The sequence below is a fragment of the Dyadobacter bucti genome (assembly GCF_005869225.1).
GTDB classification, from domain to species: Bacteria; Bacteroidota; Bacteroidia; order Cytophagales; family Spirosomataceae; genus Dyadobacter; species Dyadobacter bucti.
The window spans coordinates 995,909-1,020,616 of sequence record NZ_SWFP01000001.1; the positions used below are offsets into that span (position 1 = coordinate 995,909).

Annotated in this window: 23 protein-coding genes; 5 read left to right on the forward strand and 18 right to left on the reverse strand. The window is 47.6% G+C overall.

Annotated elements, in window-relative coordinates; translation table 11 throughout:
• Positions 1-11 precede the first annotated feature (11 nt).
• The 4 genes from FBF61_RS03605 to FBF61_RS34440 form a co-directional block, all read right to left on the reverse strand.
• A complete protein-coding gene (locus FBF61_RS03605; protein WP_138475785.1) occupies positions 12-1,013 on the reverse strand; it encodes a FecR family protein in 1,002 nt (333 codons plus the stop codon).
• 46 nt (positions 1,014-1,059) lie between these two features.
• A complete protein-coding gene (locus FBF61_RS03610) occupies positions 1,060-1,737 on the reverse strand; it encodes an RNA polymerase sigma-70 factor (protein ID WP_138475786.1) in 678 nt (225 codons plus the stop codon).
• A 95-nt stretch (positions 1,738-1,832) separates the two neighbouring features.
• Positions 1,833-2,021 (reverse strand): glucuronyl esterase domain-containing protein, encoded by a 189-nt coding sequence (locus FBF61_RS35450; RefSeq protein WP_374756602.1) that lies wholly within the window; start codon positions 2,019-2,021, stop codon positions 1,833-1,835.
• The gene (locus tag FBF61_RS34440) at positions 1,949-2,152 is read right to left on the reverse strand and encodes a hypothetical protein (RefSeq protein ID WP_166444413.1); all 204 of its coding nucleotides are present in this window, start codon (positions 2,150-2,152) and stop codon (positions 1,949-1,951) included. The genes FBF61_RS35450 and FBF61_RS34440 overlap by 73 nt, the downstream gene beginning before the upstream one ends.
• A 473-nt stretch (positions 2,153-2,625) precedes the next feature.
• Between FBF61_RS34440 and FBF61_RS03620 the strand changes: the two genes are divergently transcribed.
• Positions 2,626-3,951, forward strand: coding sequence for a Gfo/Idh/MocA family protein (locus tag FBF61_RS03620; protein ID WP_138475788.1), 1,326 nt, complete (start codon positions 2,626-2,628; stop codon positions 3,949-3,951).
• A 173-nt stretch (positions 3,952-4,124) separates the two neighbouring features.
• On the opposite strand, the gene FBF61_RS03625 is transcribed toward FBF61_RS03620, so the two are convergent.
• The 8 genes from FBF61_RS03625 to FBF61_RS03660 form a co-directional block, all read right to left on the reverse strand.
• The gene (locus FBF61_RS03625; protein ID WP_138475789.1) at positions 4,125-4,676 is read right to left on the reverse strand and encodes a dihydrofolate reductase family protein; all 552 of its coding nucleotides are present in this window, start codon (positions 4,674-4,676) and stop codon (positions 4,125-4,127) included.
• A gap of 215 nt (positions 4,677-4,891) precedes the next feature.
• On the reverse strand, positions 4,892-6,379 hold the full coding sequence (locus tag FBF61_RS03630) for a family 43 glycosylhydrolase (protein ID WP_138475790.1): 1,488 nt from the start codon (positions 6,377-6,379) through the stop codon (positions 4,892-4,894).
• A gap of 158 nt (positions 6,380-6,537) precedes the next feature.
• Positions 6,538-8,190 (reverse strand): alkaline phosphatase PafA, encoded by a 1,653-nt coding sequence (gene pafA / locus FBF61_RS03635; protein WP_138475791.1) that lies wholly within the window; start codon positions 8,188-8,190, stop codon positions 6,538-6,540.
• Positions 8,191-8,331: 141 nt separating this feature from the next.
• Positions 8,332-10,641, reverse strand: a complete 2,310-nt coding sequence (locus tag FBF61_RS03640; RefSeq protein ID WP_138475792.1) for a TonB-dependent receptor — start codon at positions 10,639-10,641, stop codon at positions 8,332-8,334.
• Between the two features lie 193 nt (positions 10,642-10,834).
• Positions 10,835-12,568 carry an ATP-binding protein gene (locus FBF61_RS03645; RefSeq protein WP_138475793.1) on the reverse strand — a complete coding sequence of 578 codons (1,734 nt, stop codon included), beginning with the start codon at positions 12,566-12,568 and terminating at the stop codon, positions 10,835-10,837.
• Positions 12,569-12,597: 29 nt separating this feature from the next.
• Positions 12,598-13,722 carry a sensor protein KdpD gene (locus tag FBF61_RS03650; RefSeq protein WP_138475794.1) on the reverse strand — a complete coding sequence of 375 codons (1,125 nt, stop codon included), beginning with the start codon at positions 13,720-13,722 and terminating at the stop codon, positions 12,598-12,600.
• Between the two features lie 125 nt (positions 13,723-13,847).
• The gene (locus FBF61_RS03655; RefSeq protein WP_138475795.1) at positions 13,848-14,951 is read right to left on the reverse strand and encodes a porin; all 1,104 of its coding nucleotides are present in this window, start codon (positions 14,949-14,951) and stop codon (positions 13,848-13,850) included.
• Positions 14,952-15,036: 85 nt separating this feature from the next.
• Positions 15,037-15,594, reverse strand: a complete 558-nt coding sequence (locus FBF61_RS03660; RefSeq protein ID WP_138475796.1) for a K(+)-transporting ATPase subunit C — start codon at positions 15,592-15,594, stop codon at positions 15,037-15,039.
• Between the two features lie 82 nt (positions 15,595-15,676).
• Here FBF61_RS03660 and FBF61_RS03665 point away from each other — a divergent pair, with 82 nt between their 5' ends.
• Complete coding sequence (locus FBF61_RS03665; RefSeq protein WP_138475797.1) at positions 15,677-15,895, forward strand: hypothetical protein; 219 nt, start codon at positions 15,677-15,679, stop codon at positions 15,893-15,895.
• A gap of 140 nt (positions 15,896-16,035) precedes the next feature.
• The gene (locus FBF61_RS35390) at positions 16,036-16,158 is read left to right on the forward strand and encodes a type II toxin-antitoxin system YoeB family toxin (protein ID WP_310590261.1); all 123 of its coding nucleotides are present in this window, start codon (positions 16,036-16,038) and stop codon (positions 16,156-16,158) included.
• 3 nt (positions 16,159-16,161) lie between these two features.
• Here FBF61_RS35390 and kdpB read toward each other — a convergent pair whose 3' ends face one another.
• The 6 genes from kdpB to FBF61_RS03700 all read right to left on the reverse strand — a co-directional run bounded on the left by kdpB (position 16,162) and on the right by FBF61_RS03700 (position 23,375).
• Positions 16,162-18,201: a potassium-transporting ATPase subunit KdpB gene (gene kdpB / locus FBF61_RS03675; protein ID WP_138475798.1), complete on the reverse strand. Its 2,040-nt coding sequence runs from the start codon at positions 18,199-18,201 to the stop codon at positions 16,162-16,164.
• Between the two features lie 77 nt (positions 18,202-18,278).
• Positions 18,279-19,967: a potassium-transporting ATPase subunit KdpA gene (gene kdpA, locus FBF61_RS03680; RefSeq protein ID WP_138475799.1), complete on the reverse strand. Its 1,689-nt coding sequence runs from the start codon at positions 19,965-19,967 to the stop codon at positions 18,279-18,281.
• A 91-nt stretch (positions 19,968-20,058) separates the two neighbouring features.
• Entirely contained in the window at positions 20,059-20,136 is a 78-nt protein-coding gene (kdpF, locus tag FBF61_RS35455) for a K(+)-transporting ATPase subunit F (protein ID WP_138476135.1), read from the reverse strand.
• Positions 20,137-21,202: 1,066 nt separating this feature from the next.
• Positions 21,203-21,406 carry a hypothetical protein gene (locus FBF61_RS03690; protein WP_138475800.1) on the reverse strand — a complete coding sequence of 68 codons (204 nt, stop codon included), beginning with the start codon at positions 21,404-21,406 and terminating at the stop codon, positions 21,203-21,205.
• 69 nt (positions 21,407-21,475) lie between these two features.
• Positions 21,476-22,714: a GAF domain-containing sensor histidine kinase gene (locus FBF61_RS03695; protein WP_138475801.1), complete on the reverse strand. Its 1,239-nt coding sequence runs from the start codon at positions 22,712-22,714 to the stop codon at positions 21,476-21,478.
• 190 nt (positions 22,715-22,904) lie between these two features.
• Positions 22,905-23,375: a response regulator gene (locus FBF61_RS03700; RefSeq protein ID WP_229214903.1), complete on the reverse strand. Its 471-nt coding sequence runs from the start codon at positions 23,373-23,375 to the stop codon at positions 22,905-22,907.
• Positions 23,376-23,486: 111 nt separating this feature from the next.
• Here FBF61_RS03700 and FBF61_RS35255 point away from each other — a divergent pair, with 111 nt between their 5' ends.
• Complete coding sequence (locus FBF61_RS35255) at positions 23,487-23,612, forward strand: hypothetical protein (protein ID WP_262712790.1); 126 nt, start codon at positions 23,487-23,489, stop codon at positions 23,610-23,612.
• Between the two features lie 267 nt (positions 23,613-23,879).
• A complete protein-coding gene (locus tag FBF61_RS03705) occupies positions 23,880-24,689 on the forward strand; it encodes a hypothetical protein (RefSeq protein WP_138475802.1) in 810 nt (269 codons plus the stop codon).
• The last annotated feature ends 19 nt before the right edge of the window (positions 24,690-24,708 follow it).

The following is a 24,708-nucleotide window of genomic DNA, read 5'->3' on the forward strand; positions in this document are numbered from 1 at the left end:
TAAGAATTGTTTTAATTGGGACTCAAAAGAATAGAATCTCCGGAAACACTCATTTTCAGATTAAGTGCTTCGGATATCGTTTTTAAAAGCTCATCGGCATTTTTGGTTTTAAAATTTCCGGTAATGGTGCGTAGCCGGGTTTCCTCATCGGCTATGGCAACCGGGATCCCGAAATTCTCTTCCACCATCGAAGCGATATCGTTTATGGATGTTCCGTCAAATACGTAGCGCTGCTCTTTCCAGGATACCAAAGTTTGTACATCCTGGTTCTTTTCCAGCTGAACCTCGCCTTTCTTGTCCAATACGGCAAGATCTCCCGGTTCCATCATCACTTCCCTTCTGTTAGAATCATAATCTATACGTACACTTCCGCTGGTAAGAGCCACTTTAGTACCTCTTGGCCGCGCAAACACCGAGAATTGCGTCCCGAGAACCTCCACCTGAAACTTCTCGGACGTTTTGACTATAAATCGCTTGTTATCAACCGTATGACTCACCGTGAATTCACCTTCCCCTGAGAGAAAAACTTCTCTTGCATCACTGCTGAAACCAAAGCGGGGTACTCTCAAAGAAGAATTGGCATTGAGGGTCACTTTGCTTCCGTCTTCGAGAAAGATGTCCGTGGTTTGCCCGTAACCTGTTTGATACGTTTTGTAAATGAGGGGATCACGAAACCACCATCCTGCACCTACTGTCAGCAAAACCGAAGCGGCCAGAAACAGGATCCTTCTGACCGGATAAGTTCTTTTACGCACATACACGGTCCCAGCGGTTTCAGCATAATCCGCGTCCGCATCGACGTCTAGATTGATCCTTTGCAGAAGTGACTCAATTGCCTTTTCCTGATCGGGCAGAAACTGCGGGCTCAGCGTTTCGTACTGCAGCAGCCATTCATAAAAGGTCTCGGTATTTTCCGGCTTGGAAATCCATTCCATCACGAGTTGCTTCTCCAGTGGGTTCGACCGGCCGGACAAATATTCAAAAAACGTGTATTTGGATATAGATGTTTTCATTTCAATATCGTATATTCATGATGAGCAGTACAACCTGCTGCTCCGTTCAGGGTTCAAGAAGTAAGGAACTTAATACCGTAATCAGGCTCAAAATCATCCATTCATCGTGAAGGGCTGTACGCAAATGTTTCAACGCCCTTGATATATGTACTTCTACCGTTTTGGGGGATATCTGCAGCTCCTGGGCAATTTCATGGTACTTTTTGCTTTCAAACCGGCTCATCAGAAATACGCGCTGGCATTGTGCGGGAAGCTTCCCGATCACATCATTCACCTTCAAGAAAAGATTGTTGTAATGCATCTCGGCGTCGGGTTGAGGCCGCGTGTCCGACAATGTTTCTTCGGTAGACGACTCCATACTGTTCATTCTGCCAAATTCCCGCTGCATGTAGGTATAACACTCATTACGCACACTCCTGAAAAGGTAGCTGGTGTACGATGAGGATATATTCTCGTAGGCCTTGGTCCGGTAAAATTGAAAAAACACTTCACTTACCAGATCCTCCGCTATTTGTCTTGAATAAACAAACCGGGCTGCGTGGCTGCACAAAGGCTTGTAAAATCTTCGAAAAAGCAGTTCCAGTCCCTTGCAGGGCTCTTCCTCAAACGTCTTTTTCAAAAACAGCGCTGCATCCAGTTCTCTGGGCTGCGGCTTGTTTGGGTAGACCGGGTCTAACAGCCAGTTTTTCTGCTTTTGCTCTTCCTTGGTGATGATATCCTGCATGAAAGGATTGTAGTTACATTACATTACGATTGCAAGACTTTTTTGCACTAAACTTCCCTTACTCTTAGTTAAGAAAAATTAAACCTTATTTTTATTCAATAATCAAAAATGGGTTTAACACAGGAGATTTGTACCAAAAACGGTACGGACGTAAAACTGAAGGTGATTGATCTCCACGGGATTTCCGCACACGATCCCCCACTGCTTGTTACTACTGCAGTGATCCGTTCATCGAAGGCGCCGGCAAGCAAAGAAAGTTTTCCATTCCTGGAATGTCCGGCAATACCTTTTTTTTCTTGTCTATATCCTCTGGATCCGCCCGCTTCTTTTTCCACTGCGTCTCCGTTCTAATGTTTCCCGATTCCGCTTTAACCTCCTGGGTCATCGGATCGGGCGGGAAAGGGATCGACGGCATTTTAGCAAAATCAGGCGGAAGCTCCAGGTTTCCCGGATCTCTGGAATGAAGACGTGATTGAGATTTTCCTCCAACCGGATGCCGCCGTTCCTGCTTACTTTGAATAGGAGCTTTCGCCCTTGAATGACGAATTGCCTATCACCATATACAATGAAAAGGGTAAGCTGAACGGTTGGATGCCTTTTCATTATGAGGCCGAACGCAAAACACGGCACGCAGTAACGTACAGGGAGGTACTCAGAAAAGCGGTGCCGCAACACGCAGCTGGACATCGGAAGTCTTTATCCCATATCAGTTATTGAAACCGTTGTTCAAAAATGTGCCCGTTTCAGGTTCACGCCGGAAGGGAAACCTTTTACCGCATCGACTACGATCAGGGGGAAACGTTGTGGGCGTGGCAGCGAAACAGTGGCAATTTTCACGAACACGGGAAGTTTGGAATTTTCGAATTTGAATAAATATACATCTGCTTTATGAAAGAGGATAATAAAACGGACGTGAATCCCGGTCGCCGCGATTTTATAAAGGGCTCTGCGACAATCATGGGAGGCGCTTTCATCGGATCGGCTTTCGCCGGAAAAGCGAATGCGTGGACACTGAGCAATGACCCCATTAAAATAGCTCTGATCGGCTGCGGAAGCCGTGGGGCCGGAGCTGCATTGAACGCACTGAGTGCGAATGCAAATGCCGTACTGGTGGCTATGGCCGATGTTTTCAAGGACCAGCTGGATGATACTTATGCTACGCTGATGAAAGTGGACAGGGTTAAAAATTTTGTCAAAGTCCCTGAAAATCAAAAATTTGTTGGATTCGACGCCTACGAAAAAGCAATCGCCTGCGCCGATGTAGTGCTGCTGGTAACCCCTCCGGCTTTCAGGCCCACCCACTTCGCCGCAGCGGTGAAGGCTGGAAAACATGTGTTCATGGAAAAACCCCTTGCCTCCGATGCACCGGGCATCCGGCAAATACTTGAAACAGGCAAGGAAGCTACCCGTAAAAACCTGAAAGTGGTAGTCGGCCTGCAGAACCGGTACGACCCGGGCTATCAGGAAATGGTAAAAAGAATACAGCAGGGAGCGATCGGGAGGATCATTTCGGCAACGGATTACTACTTAATCGGGCCGGTAAAGAATATCCCCCGCACACCAGGACAATCAGAAATGGAGTTTCAAATGCGCAACTGGCGCCATTTCAACTGGCTTTGGGCAGGTTCGCCTGCCGGCCTGCAGATCCATAACACCGATATTGTGAACTGGGTAAAAGACGGTTACCCGATACGGGCGCAGGGAATGGGCGGCCGGTCTTCGCTAAAAGGGCCCGACAGCGGCGATATCTTTGACCATTTTTATATAGAGTACGAATACGCGGACGGCACCAAACTCAACAGCCAGATCCGCCACATCAGCGGTACCTGGAACAAAGGTGGCGCTACATTCCAGGGAGCCGAGGGTACGGCAAGTCTTCAGGCTGGTATTAAAAATGCCAAAGGTGAACAGGTCTGGAGAAACGCCAATAAGGATTCTGAAAATGCCTACCAGATTGAGCATAATGTACTCTTTGCGGCGATCCGGGACAATACGCCGCTGAATGATACCGAATGGGGTGCCAAAAGCACCATGACCACCATTCTGGGACGTATGGCGGTTCATTCGGGAAAAATGGTGGAATGGGACGAGGCACTCAATTCTGACCTTTCACTGATGCCGGACAGATTTGCCTGGGATGCCGAACCACCGGTAAAACCCGACAAAGACGGAAATTATCCTGTACCCATTCCCGGCCTGTCACAAGTTGTCTGACCGGCCATGAAAACGACGTTACCGCTCATTGTTATCCTTTTGTTTTTTCTGCGGTTGTCATTCATCAAAACCGTATTTCGCGGGCAGCCGGTCAACAAACGGCCTGCCTGCGTTGAACCCGAACACGCTGGACTGCCAACCTGGTATGTCGGCCGTCAGGATGTTATAGAGGATTATTTTTTTGCAAGTTCATAATAAAGCGTTACTGCCCCAAAACCGAAGGTCTTGGTGTTCACAAGCTTTAAAGCTGTCCTGTCATTGATGTTTTCAAATAATGATAAACCGCCTCCCGCGATAACAGGATGAACCATAACCTGAAATTCATCAATGAGGCCAAGGTTGATTAAAGCAATGATGAGACTCCGGCTGCCAACCAAAATGTCCTTACCGGGCTGTTTTCTGAGCGACTGTACTTCTTCTTCCAAATCTCTTTCCGCGACCCTCGCAGTTTCCCAGTCGACATTTGTCAGCGTATGGGAAAATACGATTTTGGGAATGCGGTCCATGGCTACTGCAAAATCATCCGTTTGCTTGTTGCCGGTCGGATTTTCCACAACGCCTTTCCAGTACTCCATCAGCTGATAGGTCGTCCTTCCATACAGCGCAACGCCTGCGTTTCTTAGCATATCCCCGTAGTGCTGGTGTATCTCGTCATCCGGAATGACAGCCGTGTGATCGCAAAACCCGTCGAGTGTCATATTGATCCCTGCGATTATTTTCCTCATAGTATTTTGTATCTGATTACGCATTTTGAACCAATACAAAAATAGATCCATGTGGCCTCCTTTTGTGAAGCCATTTTGAACAAATGCAGGGGGTATTTGGGACTTTTTCAGATCGCCCCGGCGGCGCCGCTACCGGGATTGCTGCCGGTAAAGCAGAAAGCGATTTGAACAGACAAGCCCGGAATAATTTGAAACGTCCATCAGAATAAAAGGCACTACTCGCTCTTGAAGACAAAATTCTCGACAACCACCACTTCATCCTGCACCCCTTTGGCGAGAATGCCCGCACGTACGGCCCTGTCCCAGGGAGGCAGGTAGGTAATATCTGCGGCGGCTGTTTTTAGAAAAGTAAAATCGGTTCCGTTGAGGCTGTAGTGGAAACTGATATCCGTATTGTTTTTCACACTCATTTTCAGGAACAAATGTTTGTTTGCAGCAGCTACCGGAAACTTACCCAGGCTACTTCTCGCGCCGTTTTTAACGAGCGTCACACGGATGCTATCCTGTTTCCCAACCGCGTAAATCATATTCTTATCATCTCCGATCAATGCAACGCCAGCCAGCGCACTCTTGCCTGGAATGATCTCCACGGTCGCCTCATAGTTTTGACTGTCTATCCTCCGGGCGATGAAAGTTTCGCGGTCATCTTTGATATGTATTCCGATGCGGCCATTTTTTAGTTCAAAAGCCGGTTTATTGAAAACAGACCAGCTCCACTGCAAATCCAGCTTTTTTTGATCAAAATGATCAGTCACCGTATAGGATGTGCTGTTATCCGCGGGGGACAGGTACTCGTCGGTAAAACGGAGCCAGTTGTCAGCAGTAAATTCAAACCCGCGGACCAGCGCCTGACGGCCCGTATATTTGTTGGAAACCTTGTCATAGGCATGGTACATAAAGTAATTTTTCCCCTGGTGCGTGATCGCCGTTCCGTGTCCCGGGCACATCCAGTCGCCCTGGCTTGTCAGGATCGGATTTCCTGCGTATTTCTCCCAGGGCCCCAGCAGTTGTCTGGAACGCGCAATACCCGTTGCGTATGTGCAGCCCGACCCGCAGCAGCCTGCCGCTGCATAAATAGCATAGAAATACCCGTTGTTTTTGACAATGGAAACCCCTTCTACCAGATTAGCTTCCCAAGGGGTATCGTTTCTGAAAAGCTCTTTTTTCTCTCCGGTCAGTGCGGTTCTCTCCTCATTCATCGGCTGTATCCAGATAGGCGTCGGCTTGCCTACGCTGTTGCCATCCTCTTTCCAGATCAGGTGCAGCTTGTTGTTTTCATCACGTATCGGAAATCCGTCAATCGACCCTGCTTCCTGGCAAACCAGCGGGCCGTGGTCTTTGAACGGCCCCTCGGGGGAGTCGGCGCTGGCAACACCTACGCAGAGATTTCCACCTTTTTTATGCGCGGTATAGTAGGCGTATACTTTTCCGTTTTCATAGCTCAGCTCGGGTGCCCAGTAATAAAAATCTGCCCAGGGCGTAATGTCCGGAAAGATAGAGCCGGTCTGCTGCCAGTTTTTCAAATCCTTGGATTTCATTACCGGAAAAGCGGGCGCCCAGTTGGAACTTGTTGCGGCTGCATAAAAGGTGTCCCCTACTTTGATGACCGACGGATCGGCGAAATCTCCGCGGACCACAGCCCGTTGCGCGTTAGCAACCAGAACGGATAGTGTCAAAAGCAAACCAATGCTCAGTTTCTTCATAGTTTTTGTGTCAATGCTGTTAAGTGCCCAAATATAGTCAAACGCCCGTTCACGGGAAGGATGGCGCACAGCTAACCGGTCAATGCATTGAATTATATCTAAAAGAATAAGCCCCTGGCGGCACTTCCACTACTGACATTCGGACAGCCCGCAATGGTTTACAACCCATGTCGCAAAGCGTCTTTAACGATCTTTCCTGTTGAACCGCTTGGAGGCAGGATATGTAACAATGCAGAAACGGTAGGTGCAATGTCACTGATGTGCGTACGATCAAAAGTTTCGCCCGGCTTAATTCCCCAGCCGAACAACAAAAATGGAACGTGGGTATCATAATTGTACGGTGTCCCGTGGGTTGTGCCATGTTTGCCACGCCCGATCCACCCGGGCTGAAACATAATCAACAGGTCGCCGCTGCGTTTTGCGTTAAAATCATTGATATACAACTGTTTATGGTATTCGGTGAGCGGTTCCTGGTTGAGCTTATGCAGGTTGACAACATTGGCAACCACCGGAATCTCTTCGGCCAGCTCCCGGATTACATCCTGTACAGCAGCAATCGAAACGTTTTTCTCTTTCATCCGTTTCCTGTCCAGGTAGATCTGACCGGAAGATATCCCTTTGATAAAATGTTCGCCCCCAAATTCTTTGGCAAGACCTTCCCTGATTTTGGTGTGAATTTCGCCCGCATTATAGCGACCGGAAGGGATTTTGTTATTTGTCAGAAATTCAGGAACATCCACGACGCCGTGGTCTGCCGTAAGAAATACCGTATAATTTCCTTTCCCATTCCATTGATCCAGGAAATCAAAAAGCTGGGCAAGCTCTCTGTCCAACCGGAGATAAAGGTCCTGCTGTTCAATGGAATTGGGGCCGAACTTATGTCCTACCCCGTCCGGCGCAGAAAAGCTCAGGGCCAGAAAGTCCGTAAACTGCCCTTTTCCCAGGTTCTCAGCCTGTATGGCGGCAATCGCCATGTCTTTGGTGAGCTTGTTGCCCCATGGCGTTGAACCAACCAGGTCGGGTTCTGTGGGATCAAGCTTATAGGGAAAAACAGGTTTTTGATTCCCCTCCAACCCTTCCTCATAACCCTGATCGTCGCTGGTACTTTCCTGGTAGTACTTGACAGGAAATAATGTCTCCCAGCCTTTCGAGAGATACTGAGCGGGTAATTTCTTCTTATTAAACGCCTGCACCCAGTCTGGCAAGGCAGACATATAAAACGTACTGGTCACCCAGTCGCCGGAATCACCGTCGAACCAGTAGCTGCCATTTGAAGTGTGCCCGCCAGGCAATACCGCAGACCGGTCTTTGAGCGCAATGCTGATCGTTTTAGATCTGAAATTATTGGCGATACGCAGCTGGTCGGTGACCGTGGTAACCAGCAGATTTCTCGGTGACCCTTTACCGGTTTTCGAAGTTCCGACGCCTGAAACAGTGCTGTCTGCCACGCAGTTGATGTTTTTGTTGAGCGACCGGACATACCAGTCATTGCCGATGATACCGTGAATCGCAGGAGATGATCCGGTATATACAGAAGCATGTCCCGGGCCGGTGGATGTATTGGCATAATGGTAATGATGGTCCCGGCAGTTAAAACCTTCCCGCAGCATCCTTTTGAAACCACCCTCCTGGTATTTGTCGTAGTAGCGGTACAGGTAATCATAACGCATCTGATCGACCACGATCCCCACAACGAGCTTCGGCCGCCGCAATGTTTCGGACCGCTGCTGCGCTTTTGTTCCAATGGTAAATACAGGCGTCAGAAAGACAAAAAATAGAAGAATACAGGTTTTTACGGCTGCCGGTTTCATCGTGTACGGTAAATAGTGACCCATTTACTACTCCAAATAAACAAGAAGCTACCATTGATTTACCTCAAAATAACGCACAGAGTATTCAGTAAACAAAACAAAAAATGCAGCAGGGATAGTCTCTGCTGCATTTTTTGTACATCAAAATTTCAAAATGAGATTGGCTACGAAATTCCTTGTCGGATTGGGCGCTCCCCAGTAACCCCAGCTTTTTTGGTCGCCGATGTTATTAAGTTTAAAACCGATCCGTATTTTGCCCGTTTCGTAAAATGCGCTTGCATTGACCATGTGGTACGACGGAAGCAGGAACAGGTTAGCGTCGTCGAAATAAGCATCTGACACATAGTTGCCGCCGGCACCTAATCCAAAGTTCCGCAAAGCACCCGTCTGGAACTGGTAATTGACCCAATAGTTGCCCACGTGCTGGGGCGAGTTGCTGGAAATGTTCCGGTCGAGATTTTCAGCGCCGAGAATACGGTTGTTGTTGTAGCCGTATCCCAGGATCATCGTCAGTCCCTGCGCGGGATTGGCCGTAAAATCCCATTCAATACCCTTGCTCACCTGTTTTCCATCCTGAAATGCGAATGAATTGCTTCCATAGCGCACTGCATTGTCGATGTTGATGTAATAGTAGCTTAAGGTAGTGTTGATTTTTTTATCAAATAATTCAGCTTTCACACCGCCTTCGTACTGGGTCGCGTAAATAGGCTTCACCTGCAGGGTGGAACCATCCGGCTGCACGATCGACGGATAGTTCTGATACCCGTTCATGTAGTTGGCAAACACCGACACCCTGTCTTTGATCACCTGGTACACCAGGCCGAGTTTTGGCGATAGCGAGCTCTGCGTGTACGGCGACGACCACGGGCCCAGGGACTTGTCCTCGAAGTATTCGTAACGAAGGCTCAGCATAGCATACAGTCTGTCGCTGAAACTGATCACATCGGCCGCATAAGCTCCGTAAGTGATGGTGTTGGAGCGTCCCCAGTTGAGCATGGTACCCGGCACGAGCGCACTGTCGACCAGGATCCTGTCGATCTTCGGCAAGTTGCCGTTGGTGACGTTCAGTGTTCGGATAATACCTGTGCCGCCGCTCTGGCCTCTGCCCAGATATTGTGTCACATTCGCACCAGCGAGCACAGTATGCTTCAACGGGCCTGTCAGAAAACTCCCATTGAAATTCTGCTGCAGGTTCACATAGTTGTTGCCCACCGGGCCGTAACGCGAAACGTCGATCGTTACTTCTGTGGGCGATATCCAGACGGGGTAATCCTGGTAGCTTCTTTCGGTGGACTCATTCACGTAGGAAAAATGGGTGGTCGACGTCCAGCCGCCATTCAGCCGGTATTTGGCTTCGGTAAAGAACTTGGCAGTGTTGGTTTTGGCATCCAGGTCATTTTCTAGAAGGGATTTTTTGTAATCCAATGGAATGTCGGCATAGGAACGGATACCGGCATCTGGCGTGATGCGTACATAGGTCGGACGTATCGAATTGACGCTGTAAATCTCGGCATCTACCAGGACCGAGAGTCTGTTGCTGGGTTTATAGAGAACACTGGGAGCAAAAAGGGCACTGTTGTAAAAACCTCTTTCGTTGTAGCTGTCCTGTCTTTGCAATGCCGTATTGACCCTCAACAAAAGACTTCGGTCGGCATTCAGCGGCGTGTTCACATCGGCACTGATACGGCCCAGCCCAAAGCTGCCCACAGAAAGATCGACACTGCCCCGGAAGGTTTCAAAAGGTTTTTTGGTCACCAGGTTCACCACACCACCGAATGAAGAAATGCCCGCTCCGAACAAAGTACCTGACGGACCTTTGATGAATTCGATGCGTTCCACGTTGGCAATGTCTGCGCTGCCCCTTCCGGATGTAGTCTGCAAGCCGTTCCGGGCATCAATGCCGGTTGAAAAGCCCCGGGATAACGCGCCGATGCCGCCGCTGGGATACAAAGCCGCTACCACGCCGGGTGCATTTTTGAATGCGTCGGTTATCGCCACCACATTCTGCTGCTTCATCAACTCTTTGCCCACAACGTTGAATGCCTGTGGGTTCTGGAGATTCGAGATCGGCATACGGGCAACCATTTCCGAGCTTTTATCGGTAACCCGGTTGGCCGACGCCCTGACGATCACTTCCTGCAACTGCTGGTTGTCTTCGGCAAGCGTAAAATCGACGGTGAGCGATTCGCCTGCGGCAATAGTGACCTGCTTTTTCTGCGTGACAAGGCCTGTAAAACTTGCTACGAGCGTATAGTCGCCAGCGGGAATCTTATTTACTGTGTAGTGGCCTGCCTCGTCAACTGTGGCGCCACGGGTTGTGCGTTCCAGGACCACATTGACAAATTCGGCTGGCTTACCATCGGAGGTGGTTACCTTGCCCTGGATGTTCCCCGTCTGGGCAAAGGACTGTATACTCGCGAGAAAGAGGACGTAACTTAAAAGTTTTTTCATAAAGGAATCGTATTTGAGAGACTTAAACAGGCTGCAAATATATACGATTTAGTCCTTATTTATAATTGGTTTAAATTATAATAATAAAATTCTCACGTGCGGGTGCGGGCTTTTCAGGTCTGATAGCCAGATCCAACCTCTTAAATAATCCAATCACTGAAGCACCTGCCTCAGCCTGCCGACGATGACCAAACTATGCTTTGGCCAGTTCAAAGTAGAAGGTGCTACCCATACCGATTTCGCTGACTACGCCGATGCTCCCGCCTTGCGCCTCAATAAATTCCTTACTGATGGCAAGCCCTAATCCCGTACCGGACTTGGAACTTCCCGGTACCTGAAAATAGCGGTCAAATATTTTGCTACGGTAGCGGCTGTCAATCCCTTTTCCTTCGTCTTGAACCAGAAACTTAATGCCCTGTCCGGAATCTGTCACGTGGATGTGGATTTTACTTTCTTCCTGCGAGTAACGGACTGCATTCGTAAGAAAATTAATGAGCACCCAGGCCGTTTTTTCCATGTCGGCTTTTACATCCGGCAGGCGATCATCCGCTTCAACGACCAGCTCAATGTGTTTCTGTTCCAGGGGCGTTTTTACAGCGTCCACCGCGTATTTCAGGATATCATACGGACTGCTTTGCTGAATGTTGAGCTGAATATTGCCCGTTTCTACCTGCGACATGTTCAGCAGTTCTCCTGTGATTTTCAGCAGCCGGTCACTATCTTCTTTGATACTTGATATCAACTGTTGCTGCTCCTCATTTACAGCTCCGGTCTGGCTGCTTTCCAGGAGCTGCAGACTCATTTTGATAGAAGAGATCGGTGTTTTCAACTCATGGGAAACCGTGGCGATAAAGTTGGTTTTGGCAAAATCCAGTTCTTTGAAAGGCGTGACATTTTTCAAAAGAATAACCTGGCCAATGAATTTTTTCGACCGCTCACCGGTAGGCAAAATCGCAATATCAACGATTTCTTTTTCAAAATAGCTTTCTTTTTCATCTGCATAAATTTTCAGTGCAGCAGAGGCCGGGTGTCCGCTGCTTCCATTCAGGCTTTGCTCCTCCTGGATCAAAACCCTTATCAGATCATTCTGCCGGGCCAGGTCCACAGCAGATTTTCCAAGCAGGTCACCGGCGGCGATACCCATGATCTTGATGGCTTCCTCATTTGCAAACAACACATTCTTATTTTCATCCAGGCCGATCACCGGCTCGTGCATATTGTTGATCAGCGCTTCAATGCGTTTTTTTTCAATCAGGATTTGCGACAGGTTACTGTTGTCGTATTCTTCCAGTTTTTCGGCCATGCTATTAAAGGACCTTGCCAGCTCGCCAAACTCGTCCTTGCCTGAAAAATGAAGCCGCTCGGCGTATTTCTTTTCTGCGATCGCCCTGATACTCTCGGTCAGTTCCCGGATCGGATTGCCGATATTGCCGGGAAGGTTGACCAGCAAGGTCAGGGCAATCAAAAAGCAGATTGTACCGGTCAGAGCAATCCATAAAAATGCAGCTTGTGCGGTAGTCAGAGCCTTATCACTTTTTGCCTGGATCGCTTTCATATTGATCAGGGTCAGCTCGGCCAGATCGTTCCTGATCAGCACAGGCAACTTTTCACTTCCAGGGTCCGCTTTCAGGGATGCGTAATGACCGGCAATTTTCCGGGTCACATCTCCTTCTCCGCGCTCTGTTACATTGCTTTCCTGGTCTTTCAGATTTTGTTCAAACTTCGTCCATGCTCCCGGATCGGTATGGATCCCATCGATAGCCAGGAACATGCTCCTGCTGTAATCCAGGGTCTTGTAGTTGTTCTGCAGAATGTTTTCCGTGTCTTCCTTTAACAAATAGACATATCTTGCAGCGATCAGCGACAATGCCAGGATCATCAAAAACAGGATCCCAAGTCCGAGCCGCAGTTTGGTTTTAATTTTCATAGGGAAATATCAAAAAAGTGGGCGCTAAGCTACGACAGAATAACGAGGTCGATGTCGGAGGAAGACAGCTTCTTCAACAGATTATTGAATAAGTTAGTGGCCAAAATAACGCGAAAGAGGTTGATATGGGGCTTCCCAAGGCAAATCGTTGTAATTTCCCGATGCTCTGCCACTTCGATGATGGCCTGGGAAATATTCGCATCTTGCACACGGATAATCTCTGCGCCCATTTCAGTAGCAAGCTTGAAGTTGTTGATCAGGTGACGCTGTTTGTCCAATGCAATTTTATCCTGGCTCTCCTTAGGCGTCTGCACATAAAGAACATACCATTTGCTGTTGTAATAACTGGCGAGGCGCGCCGTCTTGCGTATCACGTGCCGGGCCGTGCCCTCATTACTGCTGATGCACGCCAGGAATTTCTCCCTCCTGGAAGCTACCAGCCTGGGAATTTCTGATTCTACCTTCCGCTCTACCTGGCTGGCCACTTCTTTCAACGCAAGCTCACGCAGTTGCAAGATATGATCTGCCTTGAAGAAATTACTGAGTGCAGTCTGGATTTTCTCCGGCTTATAAATCTTTCCTTCTTTCAACCTGGTGATCAGCTCATCGGCCGTAAGGTCAATGTTGACAACCTCATCCGCCGCCCCCAGAACGCTGTCCGGAATCCGTTCCTTAACTTCCACGCCCGTGATCCCTTTTACTTCTTCATTGAGCGACTCAATGTGCTGAATGTTAACTGCGCTGATCACATTGATACCCGCTTCAAGGATTTCGAAAACATCCTGCCAGCGCTTGTCGTTTTTGCTGCCCTCAATATTGGTATGTGCCAGCTCATCCACAATAACCACTTCGGGCCTGAGACTGATCACTGCCTGCACATCCAGCTCGTCGAGCTCTTTGCCTTTATAAAACAGCTTCCTGCGGGGAATCACGGGCAACCCATCGAGCAGTTCGTGGGTTTCCTGCCGGTGATGGGTTTCAATGTAACCGATCTTGACATCAATGCCATTGCGAAGCAGTGCATGCGCTTCCTGCAACATCCGGAATGTTTTACCCACCCCGGCGCTCATGCCAATGTAAATTTTGAATTTGCCACGCCTGGATCTTTTGATCAGGTCCAGGAAATGCTGCGCGCTGGGGTTGGTTTCTGCCATAATTTCGCGTTCGGATTAAGATTGTTAGCAGTCAGAACCAGGCTGCTGTTTTGAATAGATCCTGTCAGGTGTGGTGGACTTAATGCCCGTCGTTGGGTGTACATGGGCCTTTGTCACCGCATCATTCAGAATGCCACAGATATGGAAGTCGTCAGAAAGAAGTTATCTTTTTGTGAAATCCCACCGGAGGTACGCCCGTCTGCTCTTTCCAGAAAAATCCTGTCCTTACTGCTGAGGTTCCTGGCTTCCAACCGCCAGAGTACACCTGGGAAAACAGCATAGTCAATATTGGCTGAAACGCCGAAGGTTTTAAAACCGTTCTCCGTCCCGGTAACAATAATAACACCGTTTTTATCCTGAAAATACTCGCCGCGGGCGGCGATGTTCACTTTTGGCGAGGGCGAATAGCGGGCAATCAATACCGGCACAAACCAATTGTTATACGCGCTGCTACCTTTTGCTTTTTGTTCGGTCCCATAGTCGAAACCGGCAGTCACACCAAATTTTTCGGTGAATTGGAAAATTCCGTAAAAGTTGTGATGGTAGCGCATGGCCCTGACGCTGTCGGGTTTGTCGTTACCCATAAAGGTACTGTAGTTCAACGTTACGGACGAAGCGGGTTTATAGGTGACCTGGGTACCAAATGCCGGGGTCGTATTTCCGTCAACCCTCTGGATCCTTTGCCAGCCGTTCAAATACATTGCAGACAAATAAAGCTTTTCATCTTTGCTCGTAAAGCCCAGCTTCACGCCGGATTCGAAATAGGGCGTATTTTCAGCAACGAGGCTCCTTGTCAAAGCCCAGTTGTCTTTCCCTATTGCGCTTTCAAATCCGATGTGGGATGGCATAATCCCAGCGTCGATCCATAGGTTGGCGTTTTTTGCTATTTTGATACCAACATTGCCTTCGAATACATTTTTCAGCACGCCCGGCTCAGCGGCGTAGTTGGCATTGATATAACTTCCGGCAGCCAGCGCCAGGTTACCCCTGACCCTGTCAGCAGAATAGTTGGCTTTGATAAACCCCAGGTTCAAATTTACCTCGCCGGTACGGTTGAAATTGTAAAGAAAACCAGGCGCGGTGTTGTTAAGGGGCCTGTTAAAATCATAATTGTAGTAGGCTTCAACATAGCCGCTGACCGTCAACGGGTTTTTCGTTTCCGTAGCATCCTGGGCCATGGCCGGTTTTAAAATCACTAATCCCAATGCACTTAATAATAAACTTTTCATTGAAAATGGTACTGTAAATGAATGTAGCGGCGCTTGAAAAGTCCCCTGGTCTCCGCGTCGCTGCTGGTGGAGACCAGGGAGTGTCCTATAATTTTTCCAATGCCAGATTCAGGCTGAGCACATTGACCTTTCCGGGGCCAAACATGCCTGCCAGTGGTTTTTCAGTGTTCGCATTCACAAGCTCTATGATTTTGTCTTCCGACGCCTTGCGGACAGCTGCAATCCTTTTCACCTGTACCCATGCTGCCTTGAGCGAAATGTCCGGATCAAGCCCGCTGCCGCTGGCGGTCACCAGCTCCACCGGAATGTCTTTTTTGTCGATCCCCGGATTGTGCACCAGGAATGTATCAATGCGCGCCTGCACGATCGCGAGGTATTCGGGATTGGACGGACCTTTGTTGCTGCCACCGGAGCCGGCTGCATTGTATTCCACAGCCGAAGGACGCGACCAGAAGAATTTATCCTCCGTAAATTTCTGCCCCACATTGGCGTAATACTTTTTACCGTCTGCGTTAATGACTTTACCCTGGCCGTTGTTGGGAGCGAGCTGCGCAATGGCCCAGATCATCGCCGGGTAAACCACACCGAAAAATATCAGCGTGACAATTGTTAGTTTGATTGCGGGAAATATGTTCGTTGTCATTTGCTTATATTTTTAATTTTTAGAAAAATTGGAATCTATGGAAGCAGTGTTGCGTGTTCGATCGTCTGAATTCACAGATGAATTGATAAATAAAATTAGGGCTCTGGTAAGTGGTTCGGAGAATACGGAGATTACTATCAGCATTACCGAAAAGTCTCCTGTTGGTATCCTGCGCCTCGAAACGCGAGAAGAATACTTTTCCAGGCTCGACCAGTCACTTGAAAATCTCAACAAGGACAATGTCATTACTTTCAGCGGCGATACTTTCGAGCAGTTTGCACAACACCTCACTAATGAATGAACAGCATTATTTTTGATGCCATCGCCATAGAAGACCTCACCCAATGGTCGAAAAGGTAACCCCGTCTGGTTAAAAAGGTTTTTGAACTGATCACTGACATTCGAAAGCACCCTTTTGAGGGTATCGGTAAACCGTAAGGACTGAAACATCAATACAAGGGATGTTGGAGTAGACCGATCACCGACGAGCACCGACTGATTTACAAAGTGCATTCCGGTGGAGACATTTTCATGATGAGTGTTCATGGCCATTACGATCAATAATCGTTAAATCCAGATACTGACCACTATGTCAATCACTTTGATGCCGATAAATGGCACCAGAATACCGCCCAGACCATAGATAAAGAGGTTCCTTCTCAACAGTGCGCTCGCACCGATGGGCTTGTAGGCTACACCTTTCAAGGCGAGCGGAATCAAAAACGGAATGATGACAGCATTGAAAATAACAGCCGACAGGATTGCGCTCTCAGGGCTGTTCAAACGCATGATGTTCAATCCTTGCAGCGCGGGGATGCTTGCGATGAATAAGGCCGGAATGATGGCAAAATATTTGGCTACGTCATTGGCAATGGAGAAAGTGGTCAGTGTTCCGCGTGTCATCAGCAGCTGCTTTCCAATCTCGACGATCTCAATCAGTTTGGTCGGGTCATTGTCCAGATCCACCATATTACCAGCTTCTTTCGCGGCCTGGGTACCACTGTTCATTGCGACGCCTACATCGGCTTGCGCCAGGGCAGGCGCATCGTTGGTGCCGTCACCCATCATCGCCACGAGCTTACCGCCCTCCTGCTCTTTTTTGATGTAGTTCATTTTGTCCTCAGGCCTGGCTTCGGCAATAAAATCGTCCACGCCCGCCTTCTCGGCTATAAACTTAGCTGTTAGCGGGTTATCACCCGTTACCATCACCGTTTTGACACCCATTTTACGGAGCCGCTCAAAACGCTCGCTGATACCGGGTTTGATAATATCCTGCAATTCGATCACACCCAATACCCTTTCATTTTCAGACACTACCAGCGGCGTGCCCCCGTTGCTGGAAATCGTTTTTACTTGTCCCTCGATTTCCGGCGGGAAAGGATTGCCTGCTTTGGTAACCAGGCTGCGGATCGAGTCAAAGGCGCCTTTCCGGATGCGGATATCTTCAAAGTCTACACCGGAACTGCGGGTTTCGGCCGTAAATTTAATGAATCGCGGATCTGGGATCTGGTAAGTCGAAGGTGTGGCATTCGCCAGCTCCAGTATCGATTTTCCCTCCGGCGTCTCGTCTGCAATCGAGCTGAGCACCGCGGATTTAATGAAATGGTTTTCGGGAATCCCGTTGGCTGCGTGAAAATGGGTAGCCTTTCTGTTGCCGATTGTAATGGTACCTGTCTTGTCAAGCAAAAGCACGTCGATGTCCCCGGCTGTCTCCACGGCTTTGCCGGATTTGGTGATCACATTGGCACGCAAGGCGCGGTCCATACCGGCTATACCAATGGCCGAAAGCAGGCCGCCGATCGTTGTCGGGATCAGGCACACAAAAAGAGAGATGAATGCAGCAATAGTAATGGGCGTATTTGAATAATCTGCAAATGGTTTCAACGTCACACAGACAATCACGAACACCAGGGTAAATCCAGCCAGGAGAATGGTCAGGGCGATTTCGTTAGGCGTTTTCTGGCGGCTAGCACCTTCGACCAATGCTATCATTTTGTCCAGGAAGCTTTCGCCCGGAGCAGTGGTGACCATGACCTTGATCTTGTCCGACAGCACCTTTGTACCACCTGTCACGCTGCTTTTGTCGCCGCCAGCCTCGCGGATCACGGGTGCCGATTCTCCGGTAATGGCGCTCTCGTCAATGGTGGCCAAACCTTCAATGATCTCACCATCCGTCGGAATGTTGTCACCCGCTTCACAAATGAAGATATCGCCCTTTTTCATCTGGGCCGACATAACGTGCTGCGTTGATACTGAAAAGCCTTGTTTATTCTCGACGACCAGTTTTGCGGGCGTTTCTTCACGGGTTTTCCGCAAACTGTCAGCTTGTGCCTTTCCCCTGGCTTCTGCGATAGCTTCTGCAAAGTTGGCAAAAAGCAATGTGAGCAGCAAGATCAGAAAGATTGTGAAATTGTACCCGAAACTGCCCTGTGCGGTATTTCCGGACAGGATCCAGATACAGACGGCAAACATGACGAATGTACCTACTTCGACGGTGAACATCACCGGATTTCGGAAAAGAACCTTAGGGTTCAATTTGATGAAAGATTGCTTTAAAGCCTCATTCACCAGATCCTTCTGGAACAAGGATGCATTTTGATTTTTCATTTTTTTGGAGCTGTTGGCTATCCGCCGCAAGCGCTTAGCTTGGGCTGCTAGCTGTTATTTTAATTTATTCAGTTCAATTAACGCATGCTGAAATATTCGGCAATCGGACCTAATGTCAGCGATGGAAAGAACGAAAGGGCGGTAATGATGATGATAACGGCCATGACCATCATTCCAAATGTGGCCGAATCGGTACGGAGCGTTCCTGCACTTTCCGGAATGTATTTTTTATTGGCCAGAAGCCCTGCTATCGCTACGGGCCCAATGATCGGAATGAAGCGGGAAAGGATCAAAACAAAGCCTGTGGTGATGTTCCACCAGGGATTGTTATCGCCCAGACCTTCGAAACCACTGCCATTGTTGGCCGCCGACGATGTGTACTCATACAGCATTTCACTGAATCCGTGAAAACCCGGATTATTCAAATTAGCCGACGTGATTTCGGGAAAGGCCGCGGCAAGGGCTGTGCCTGCCAGGATCATGAGCGGATGCAGCAGCGCTACGATCATCGCAATTTTCATTTCACGCCCTTCGATTTTCTTACCCAAAAATTCGGGGGTACGCCCTACCATCAGGCCGCTGATAAAGACTGCGAGGATGATAAAAATAAAGAAGTTCAAAATCCCGACGCCGCAACCTCCGTAAAAAGCGTTGGTCATCATGGCCAGTAACTGCATCATTCCTGAGAGCGGCATCGTACTGTCGTGCATCGCATTGACCGACCCGGTTGAAATAACGGTAGTCGCTATACTCCAGAAACCCGAAGCCGCGCTTCCGAATCTTGTTTCCTTTCCTTCCATCGCCCCCGAACCCATGTCGACACCCATGTGCGCGATAGCCGGATTACCCTGTACTTCCCAGGTGATGGTCGGGACACAGAGGACAAGAAACCCCAAAGTCATCACTCCGAAGATCATCCAGGCCATTTTCTTTCTTTTCAGGAAAAATCCGAGCGCAAAGATCATCGCTAACGGGATAATCATCTGAGAAAACATTTCAACCATGTTGGTCAGATAGTTGGGATTTTCCAACGGATGTGCCGAGTTTGTACCATAAAAACCGCCACCATTGGTTCCCAGGTGTTTGATTGCGACAAATGCTGCAACCGGGCCGGTCGAAACAGCTACTGTATCACCTTGCATTGTGACGATGCTATCTTTGCCTTCGAAAGTCATCGGCGTTCCGTTGAAAGCCAGGATGCTGGCAACCAGTATGGAAGCAGGCAATAAGATACGGGTACATGAAATGACCATCAGGTTATAGAAGTTGCCAAGCTTTTCGGCAGTTCGTTCTTTTAACGCGATAAATAGTATCACCGCCGCGGCCATACCCGTTGCGGCACTCACAAACTGGAGAAACATCAAAAACAACTGAGATAAGTAGCTTACACCGCTTTCTCCGGAATAGTGCTGCAAATTACAGTTGACTACAAAGGAAATACTAATATTGAATGCCAGATCGGCAGTTTGCCCGGGGTTACCGTCCGGGTTCAGTGGCAGCCAATCCTGGTTCATCAACACAAACATACCCAGCAAAAACCAGACAAAATTGACGGTAAGCAATGCTGCCATGTGCTGCTTCCAGTTCATTTCAGCTTTCCGGTCTATTCCGCTGATCCGGAAAAATAGGTTTTCAAGAGGATTGAATACTGAGTCCAGCAGCGTTTTTTCACCAGCATAGACTTTTGCAATGTACTTTCCAAATGGGATGGCCATCAAAATCGTAACTGCATACATGGCAACGACGCCTAAAATTTCTGTTTTCATCTTATTATAAATTGATTGCGATCCTGATTTCCGGAAATGATACAGATCAGCGAAATCGCCTTATCGTTTCCGGTATCCGTGACCGGAGGAGTTAGAATTTTTCGGGTTTGATCAATACATAGCACATATAGCCAAACACCCCTATTGATACAATGAATAATGCAGCCATGATTTTAGATTTTCTCAAAAAATGTAATGGTTTGATAAAAAAGCGCAAAGCACAGACAGCCTGCGGCGACTAAGAGGATTGTAAGCATGATATGTACGGTATTTAAGTTAATGACTGAATTAAGACCTGAAATGGTGACAAGCTTCTTCCGGATTGGTATGTTCGTTTCATTTTTTGTTTTTTTAATTAACTTATTCCAAATGCATACCCAACTACCCTATTCCATATCAATCAATTGACAATCAAATCATTAAATAAATATTGTCTCATTTTCAATGAATCCGATCCTATCATTTTGATAGGGTACCCTATCAAAAAAGGGGTTACATACTACTCCCGCATGATGCGTAGCATCCGTGAAATTCAAGAAATTAAAAGTCTATCATCACTTCCCGGGGATCTGCCTGAACCTCAAACTTTTCGTTAAACGCTCTGATTGATCCGGAAATGGAGGATCGTAAATTCCGTCGTGTTTTACGCAATTTTCGTGGCTCTGTAATTTCAATATGCTCAAAAAAAGGATGCTTTTGCGCAGAGGAAAATCCTGAGTTTTATGGAAGAACCGTGTTTGGTCTGGCTAAGCGCTATTTGGTCGTTTTGTAAGACAACCGGTATCCTCCGTTGCTTCAACATACGACGAGGCCCCGATGGTAATGGATGTGTCTTCGGGCAGGAGCTCCTTCCGCAGAGTAACCGATCAGACCATAATCAGTCAATTTATGGTCGATGAAGTAATCAATGTACCGGCGCATAATAGGTAGCACCGTGCAGGTAGCGGAATATCGCCTGTATGATTTTCAGGGTGGCCAGCGGCAATGTTCTTTTCATGAAACCTGCTGCGGGGGATGCAGTTTAAAGAACATGTCATTTCCGAGGCTGGCAGCCGGCTTAGGTACTTCTTACCGAAAAATCGTTTGCGAATTTTGGCAGCGTTGCAAGCAAAATAAACGGCCTGGCAGGAGACAGACAGAGCTAACATGATCTGTTTTTTGTCCGCGTGAACAGACATGTAGCCGGTCATTCATAATAAAAAAGGGTGCTGCCCATCCTTCTGCATTGCATTATGCTATGGTAATACTGGCGCAGTCAAATAATATTCATCAATCTGGTTCCAGGAATAGCTGTAAGTGATTCCTCCCACTTGCTGGACAAAATCGCCTGTTTCGCTGTCTGTAAAGCCAACGCGCCAGTTGGTTGTATTTTTTATCCTGAATTTCAAGGTGGAATTTGGCGGCGGGAGGTCTTTTTCTACTAATATTTTGATTTTCATATGCTAAGGTAACCTAATTTCGGCGCAACTTCGGATATTCCGTAATTGGGCTCATAATAACCTGATCAATCAGCTTGCAGGTAAGATGATGGAAATCCTGGTACCTCGGTTCATTTCGGATTGTGCTTTGATAAATCCGTTATGGTTACGGATAATTTTACGGCAAAAGGTCAACCCGACGCCTTCCCCGGTACGGCCGGGTTTGACCGGGAGCTGCGAGAACATATCAAAAACCTTTTCAAGTTGGGAGCTATCGATACCAATCCCGTTGTCTTCGATCAAAATCTTGACATACTGCTGCCCCGTCCCTGTCTGACCAGCAAATTCTGACGAATCAATCATGCTGCATGATATCGAAACAACAGGCTTTTCATCTTTTTTAGAGAATTTGATGGCATTGTGGAGCAAGTGGTAAAAGAGCTGCTCGATCTGGGCAGGATATACATGTATTGACGGAAGCTTTTCAGAAACGATACTTGCTTCCTTGTCCAGAATATCAAAACGGAGCAGCTGGGTTGCCACAGCCAAAGGAGCGTTCAAATTTGTAAGTTCAGGGGCTTGCTTATCTTCATCCAGTAAAGTGAAATCCGAAAGACTTGCAATCATTGCTGAAAACCGTTCGGCGCTGCTGTGGATCCGCGATGCCAGATATTCGGCTTTTTCATGGTCTTTCCCCTTTATCGCCTGCACAACCATCCCACTGAAAACCCTTAATTTTCTAAGCGGCTCTTGTAAACTGTGGTTGGAAATGTGCCTATACTGCCGGTTCTCATCAATCGTGTCGGTAAGCTGCCTGCTCAGGTTTCTCACCGCTTTATCACTTTCTTCCAAAAGCTCTGCCTGCTGCAAATGAAATGAGATCAGATCAGCAAATGCGGCGAACATACCCCGAATCCTCGTATTGTCAAGTTGTGCCGGCTTCGGGTCGATCGCACACAGGGTACCAAAGAATTCCCCTGACTTCAAGACGATCGGGAAAGAAATATAACTCTGGAACCCGTACGTCAAGGGAGTGTGATGGCCGCAAAACTTTTCGTTTTCCTGAACATGGTCAATGACGACGGCCTCCTGCGACTGGCGGATCTCATCGCAAATGGTTGTTTTCAATATTAATTCGCTGCCGGGGGCAAGACCAAAATTTATATCATCCCGCACACTGCAGGTAACCCACTTGCTTTCTGTAACCCTGGCTACAGCTGCAAAACCCATCCCAGTGCTCTGACAGATCACATCAAGCAAAGTGGGCACGACAGGAATCCGCTGCACCCGGGCAATGTCATCGATTAATTCATCATCCAGAAAATCCATATTTCGCTTTTCATCTTCAATTTAATTAACCCTTGTTTTTCCGTAGTTCCCGAATCAGTGAACTTTGGGTTGCGCGGCCGTCTTCGTGAAAATCTTTCTTATCTTCCATCACATTCTTCCAGTAGGCGCACCCTTTTTCTTTTCGGGGTCAGCAGTTTAAAGCTGGCTTAATATATAAGTTAATATTTCGTCATCCTAAATTCAAATGCACATAAAAGTCGTCCGCTGAGCGGTTTGACCAGTCGACGGAAAAGACTGCACCCAATAAGCCGACAAATCCCTGGTCTGTCCTGGGTTTCGCCAAATACCCTGTCGCCCCAGCCCTGCGACCATTTTCCACAGTTACGAGGTCATCCGCGGTCGACAAAAGAAATATGGGCAGATTCTTAGAGATTTCTCTGCGAATAAAATTAAGCGCTTCCATACCATTTCTGACGGGCATATTAATATCCAAAAAAATGATATCCGGCCTGACCCGCGTCGGGTTCGCCATAGCCGCCAATAATTCCTCGCCATTTTTGAAAACCATCAGCTCATACCCATTTTTTAATCGCCCGATAGCCATTTGAAATAACAACACATCTTCAGGGTCATCTTCTGCCAGAAAGACAACTGTTCCTTCCGGTAAGATTCCCCCATTCTCTTTAATCTTTTGTATCATTTTAACCCACAAAAAATTCTAATTTCTACCAAAACAATTTAATAAAGCAGCATATCGATGTAATTACCTTCCGTAGATGCCAGTAATAGTATACACCTACAGAAAATGGGTATGGCTTACGATTCAAGCGCTACTGCACTCCCGGAATGGCTTAAACCCTGGCATAAGACTGCGGGTGTAATTGGTGCAAACGATCCGAAAATGAAAAATCTCGAAGTCTACAACAAGCGTGCCTGATGAATGGCAACTGTATCCACAACCGTTCATTTTGGAGGAAACATGGCCAGTCGCTACGCTGGAGGCCCGGCAGATACGAAACGGAGTTCATCTGCCGGGCTGCTTTCGTAAGAGTTGCGCAGACGCTGCGGGGAATAAGGGAACTATACCTGATTTGTTCAAGGAATCATTAAAATATACTCCATATATCACAGGTAATCAATTATTTAGTGGTATTTTTCCTGTTAAAAATCAAGTCTTGCATGCGAAACATATAAAATCAAAAGAATGAAAATAAATCTTCTTTCGCTATTGATCATTTTTGTTGTTCTTGAAAGCTGTGCGACCAAAATTCCAAGCACGCTCGGGGATGCAAAGAATGCCGAGAATTATGGCTACACCCCAATTGATCCGTTACCGGTAAATGTGGCAGGGATTGTCGTACCAGCCGGATCAACTATTAACCAGACCGTATTGGATCTATTGCCGGATGAAACAGTAAGGCTTGCGATTGGTGAGTTTCAGGGCGACGCCGGCGTCAGTTACGGACCAGCAAAAATTGGTGTCAAAGGGGGCAGATACGTTGTAATCTTAGATTATATCAAGTTCAATACTAAATCCATACCTGTCAGTATTAAAACCGAAAAAATGCCCTCGGACTCCAAGGAGCAGAGAAATGCTTATGTGAACGAGAGCGCCAAGCCGGGAGATCCCATTGTTCCTGTATATGTTGGTATAGGCTTGCGTTTAACGGCCAACATCACTGTTTTGGAAGGAAAAGTGGATCTTGGCAATTTATTAGCCCTGGGCGTGTCAGCACAATCAAAAAAAGTTTTGGGAACTCTGGTCATTCAGACTTTGGGCATAAGTGGCGAAAGCGTAACAGGATCAATACCACTGCCAAGTGAAATAAACCAAACTTCAGTTCAAAATGCGATCCAGTCGTTAGGTGCGATAAGGGCGAGTATTTATTCAGGAAAAACCACCATTAATCCTCGTGTTATCGCCGTATACAATAACCTGGGCGGTGGCGAAAAGACGGTTAATAGTTTCATCTCCCAACTATTGATGAAACCAATCAGTTTAATCGAAAAATGAAATAGTAAGTTACGAAAGA

Bases quoted from the DNA above. Each gene is read 5' to 3' on its own strand.
- FBF61_RS03605 (WP_138475785.1), bottom strand. From the start codon at position 1,013: ATGAAAACATCTATATCCAAATACACGTTTTTTGAATATTTGTCCGGC.
- FBF61_RS03610 (WP_138475786.1), bottom strand. From the start codon at position 1,737: ATGCAGGATATCATCACCAAGGAAGAGCAAAAGCAGAAAAACTGGCTG.
- FBF61_RS34440 (WP_166444413.1), bottom strand. From the start codon at position 2,152: ATGCCGTCGATCCCTTTCCCGCCCGATCCGATGACCCAGGAGGTTAAA.
- FBF61_RS03620 (WP_138475788.1), top strand. From the start codon at position 2,626: ATGAAAGAGGATAATAAAACGGACGTGAATCCCGGTCGCCGCGATTTT.
- FBF61_RS03625 (WP_138475789.1), bottom strand. From the start codon at position 4,676: ATGAGGAAAATAATCGCAGGGATCAATATGACACTCGACGGGTTTTGC.
- FBF61_RS03630 (WP_138475790.1), bottom strand. From the start codon at position 6,379: ATGAAGAAACTGAGCATTGGTTTGCTTTTGACACTATCCGTTCTGGTT.
- pafA (WP_138475791.1), bottom strand. From the start codon at position 8,190: ATGAAACCGGCAGCCGTAAAAACCTGTATTCTTCTATTTTTTGTCTTT.
- FBF61_RS03640 (WP_138475792.1), bottom strand. From the start codon at position 10,641: ATGAAAAAACTTTTAAGTTACGTCCTCTTTCTCGCGAGTATACAGTCC.
- FBF61_RS03645 (WP_138475793.1), bottom strand. From the start codon at position 12,568: ATGAAAATTAAAACCAAACTGCGGCTCGGACTTGGGATCCTGTTTTTG.
- FBF61_RS03650 (WP_138475794.1), bottom strand. From the start codon at position 13,722: ATGGCAGAAACCAACCCCAGCGCGCAGCATTTCCTGGACCTGATCAAA.
- FBF61_RS03655 (WP_138475795.1), bottom strand. From the start codon at position 14,951: ATGAAAAGTTTATTATTAAGTGCATTGGGATTAGTGATTTTAAAACCG.
- FBF61_RS03660 (WP_138475796.1), bottom strand. From the start codon at position 15,594: ATGACAACGAACATATTTCCCGCAATCAAACTAACAATTGTCACGCTG.
- kdpB (WP_138475798.1), bottom strand. From the start codon at position 18,201: ATGAAAAATCAAAATGCATCCTTGTTCCAGAAGGATCTGGTGAATGAG.
- kdpA (WP_138475799.1), bottom strand. From the start codon at position 19,967: ATGAAAACAGAAATTTTAGGCGTCGTTGCCATGTATGCAGTTACGATT.
- kdpF (WP_138476135.1), bottom strand. From the start codon at position 20,136: ATGGCTGCATTATTCATTGTATCAATAGGGGTGTTTGGCTATATGTGC.
- FBF61_RS03690 (WP_138475800.1), bottom strand. From the start codon at position 21,406: ATGAAAATCAAAATATTAGTAGAAAAAGACCTCCCGCCGCCAAATTCC.
- FBF61_RS03695 (WP_138475801.1), bottom strand. From the start codon at position 22,714: ATGGATTTTCTGGATGATGAATTAATCGATGACATTGCCCGGGTGCAG.
- FBF61_RS03700 (WP_229214903.1), bottom strand. From the start codon at position 23,375: ATGATACAAAAGATTAAAGAGAATGGGGGAATCTTACCGGAAGGAACA.
- FBF61_RS35255 (WP_262712790.1), top strand. From the start codon at position 23,487: ATGGCTTACGATTCAAGCGCTACTGCACTCCCGGAATGGCTTAAACCC.
- FBF61_RS03705 (WP_138475802.1), top strand. From the start codon at position 23,880: ATGAAAATAAATCTTCTTTCGCTATTGATCATTTTTGTTGTTCTTGAA.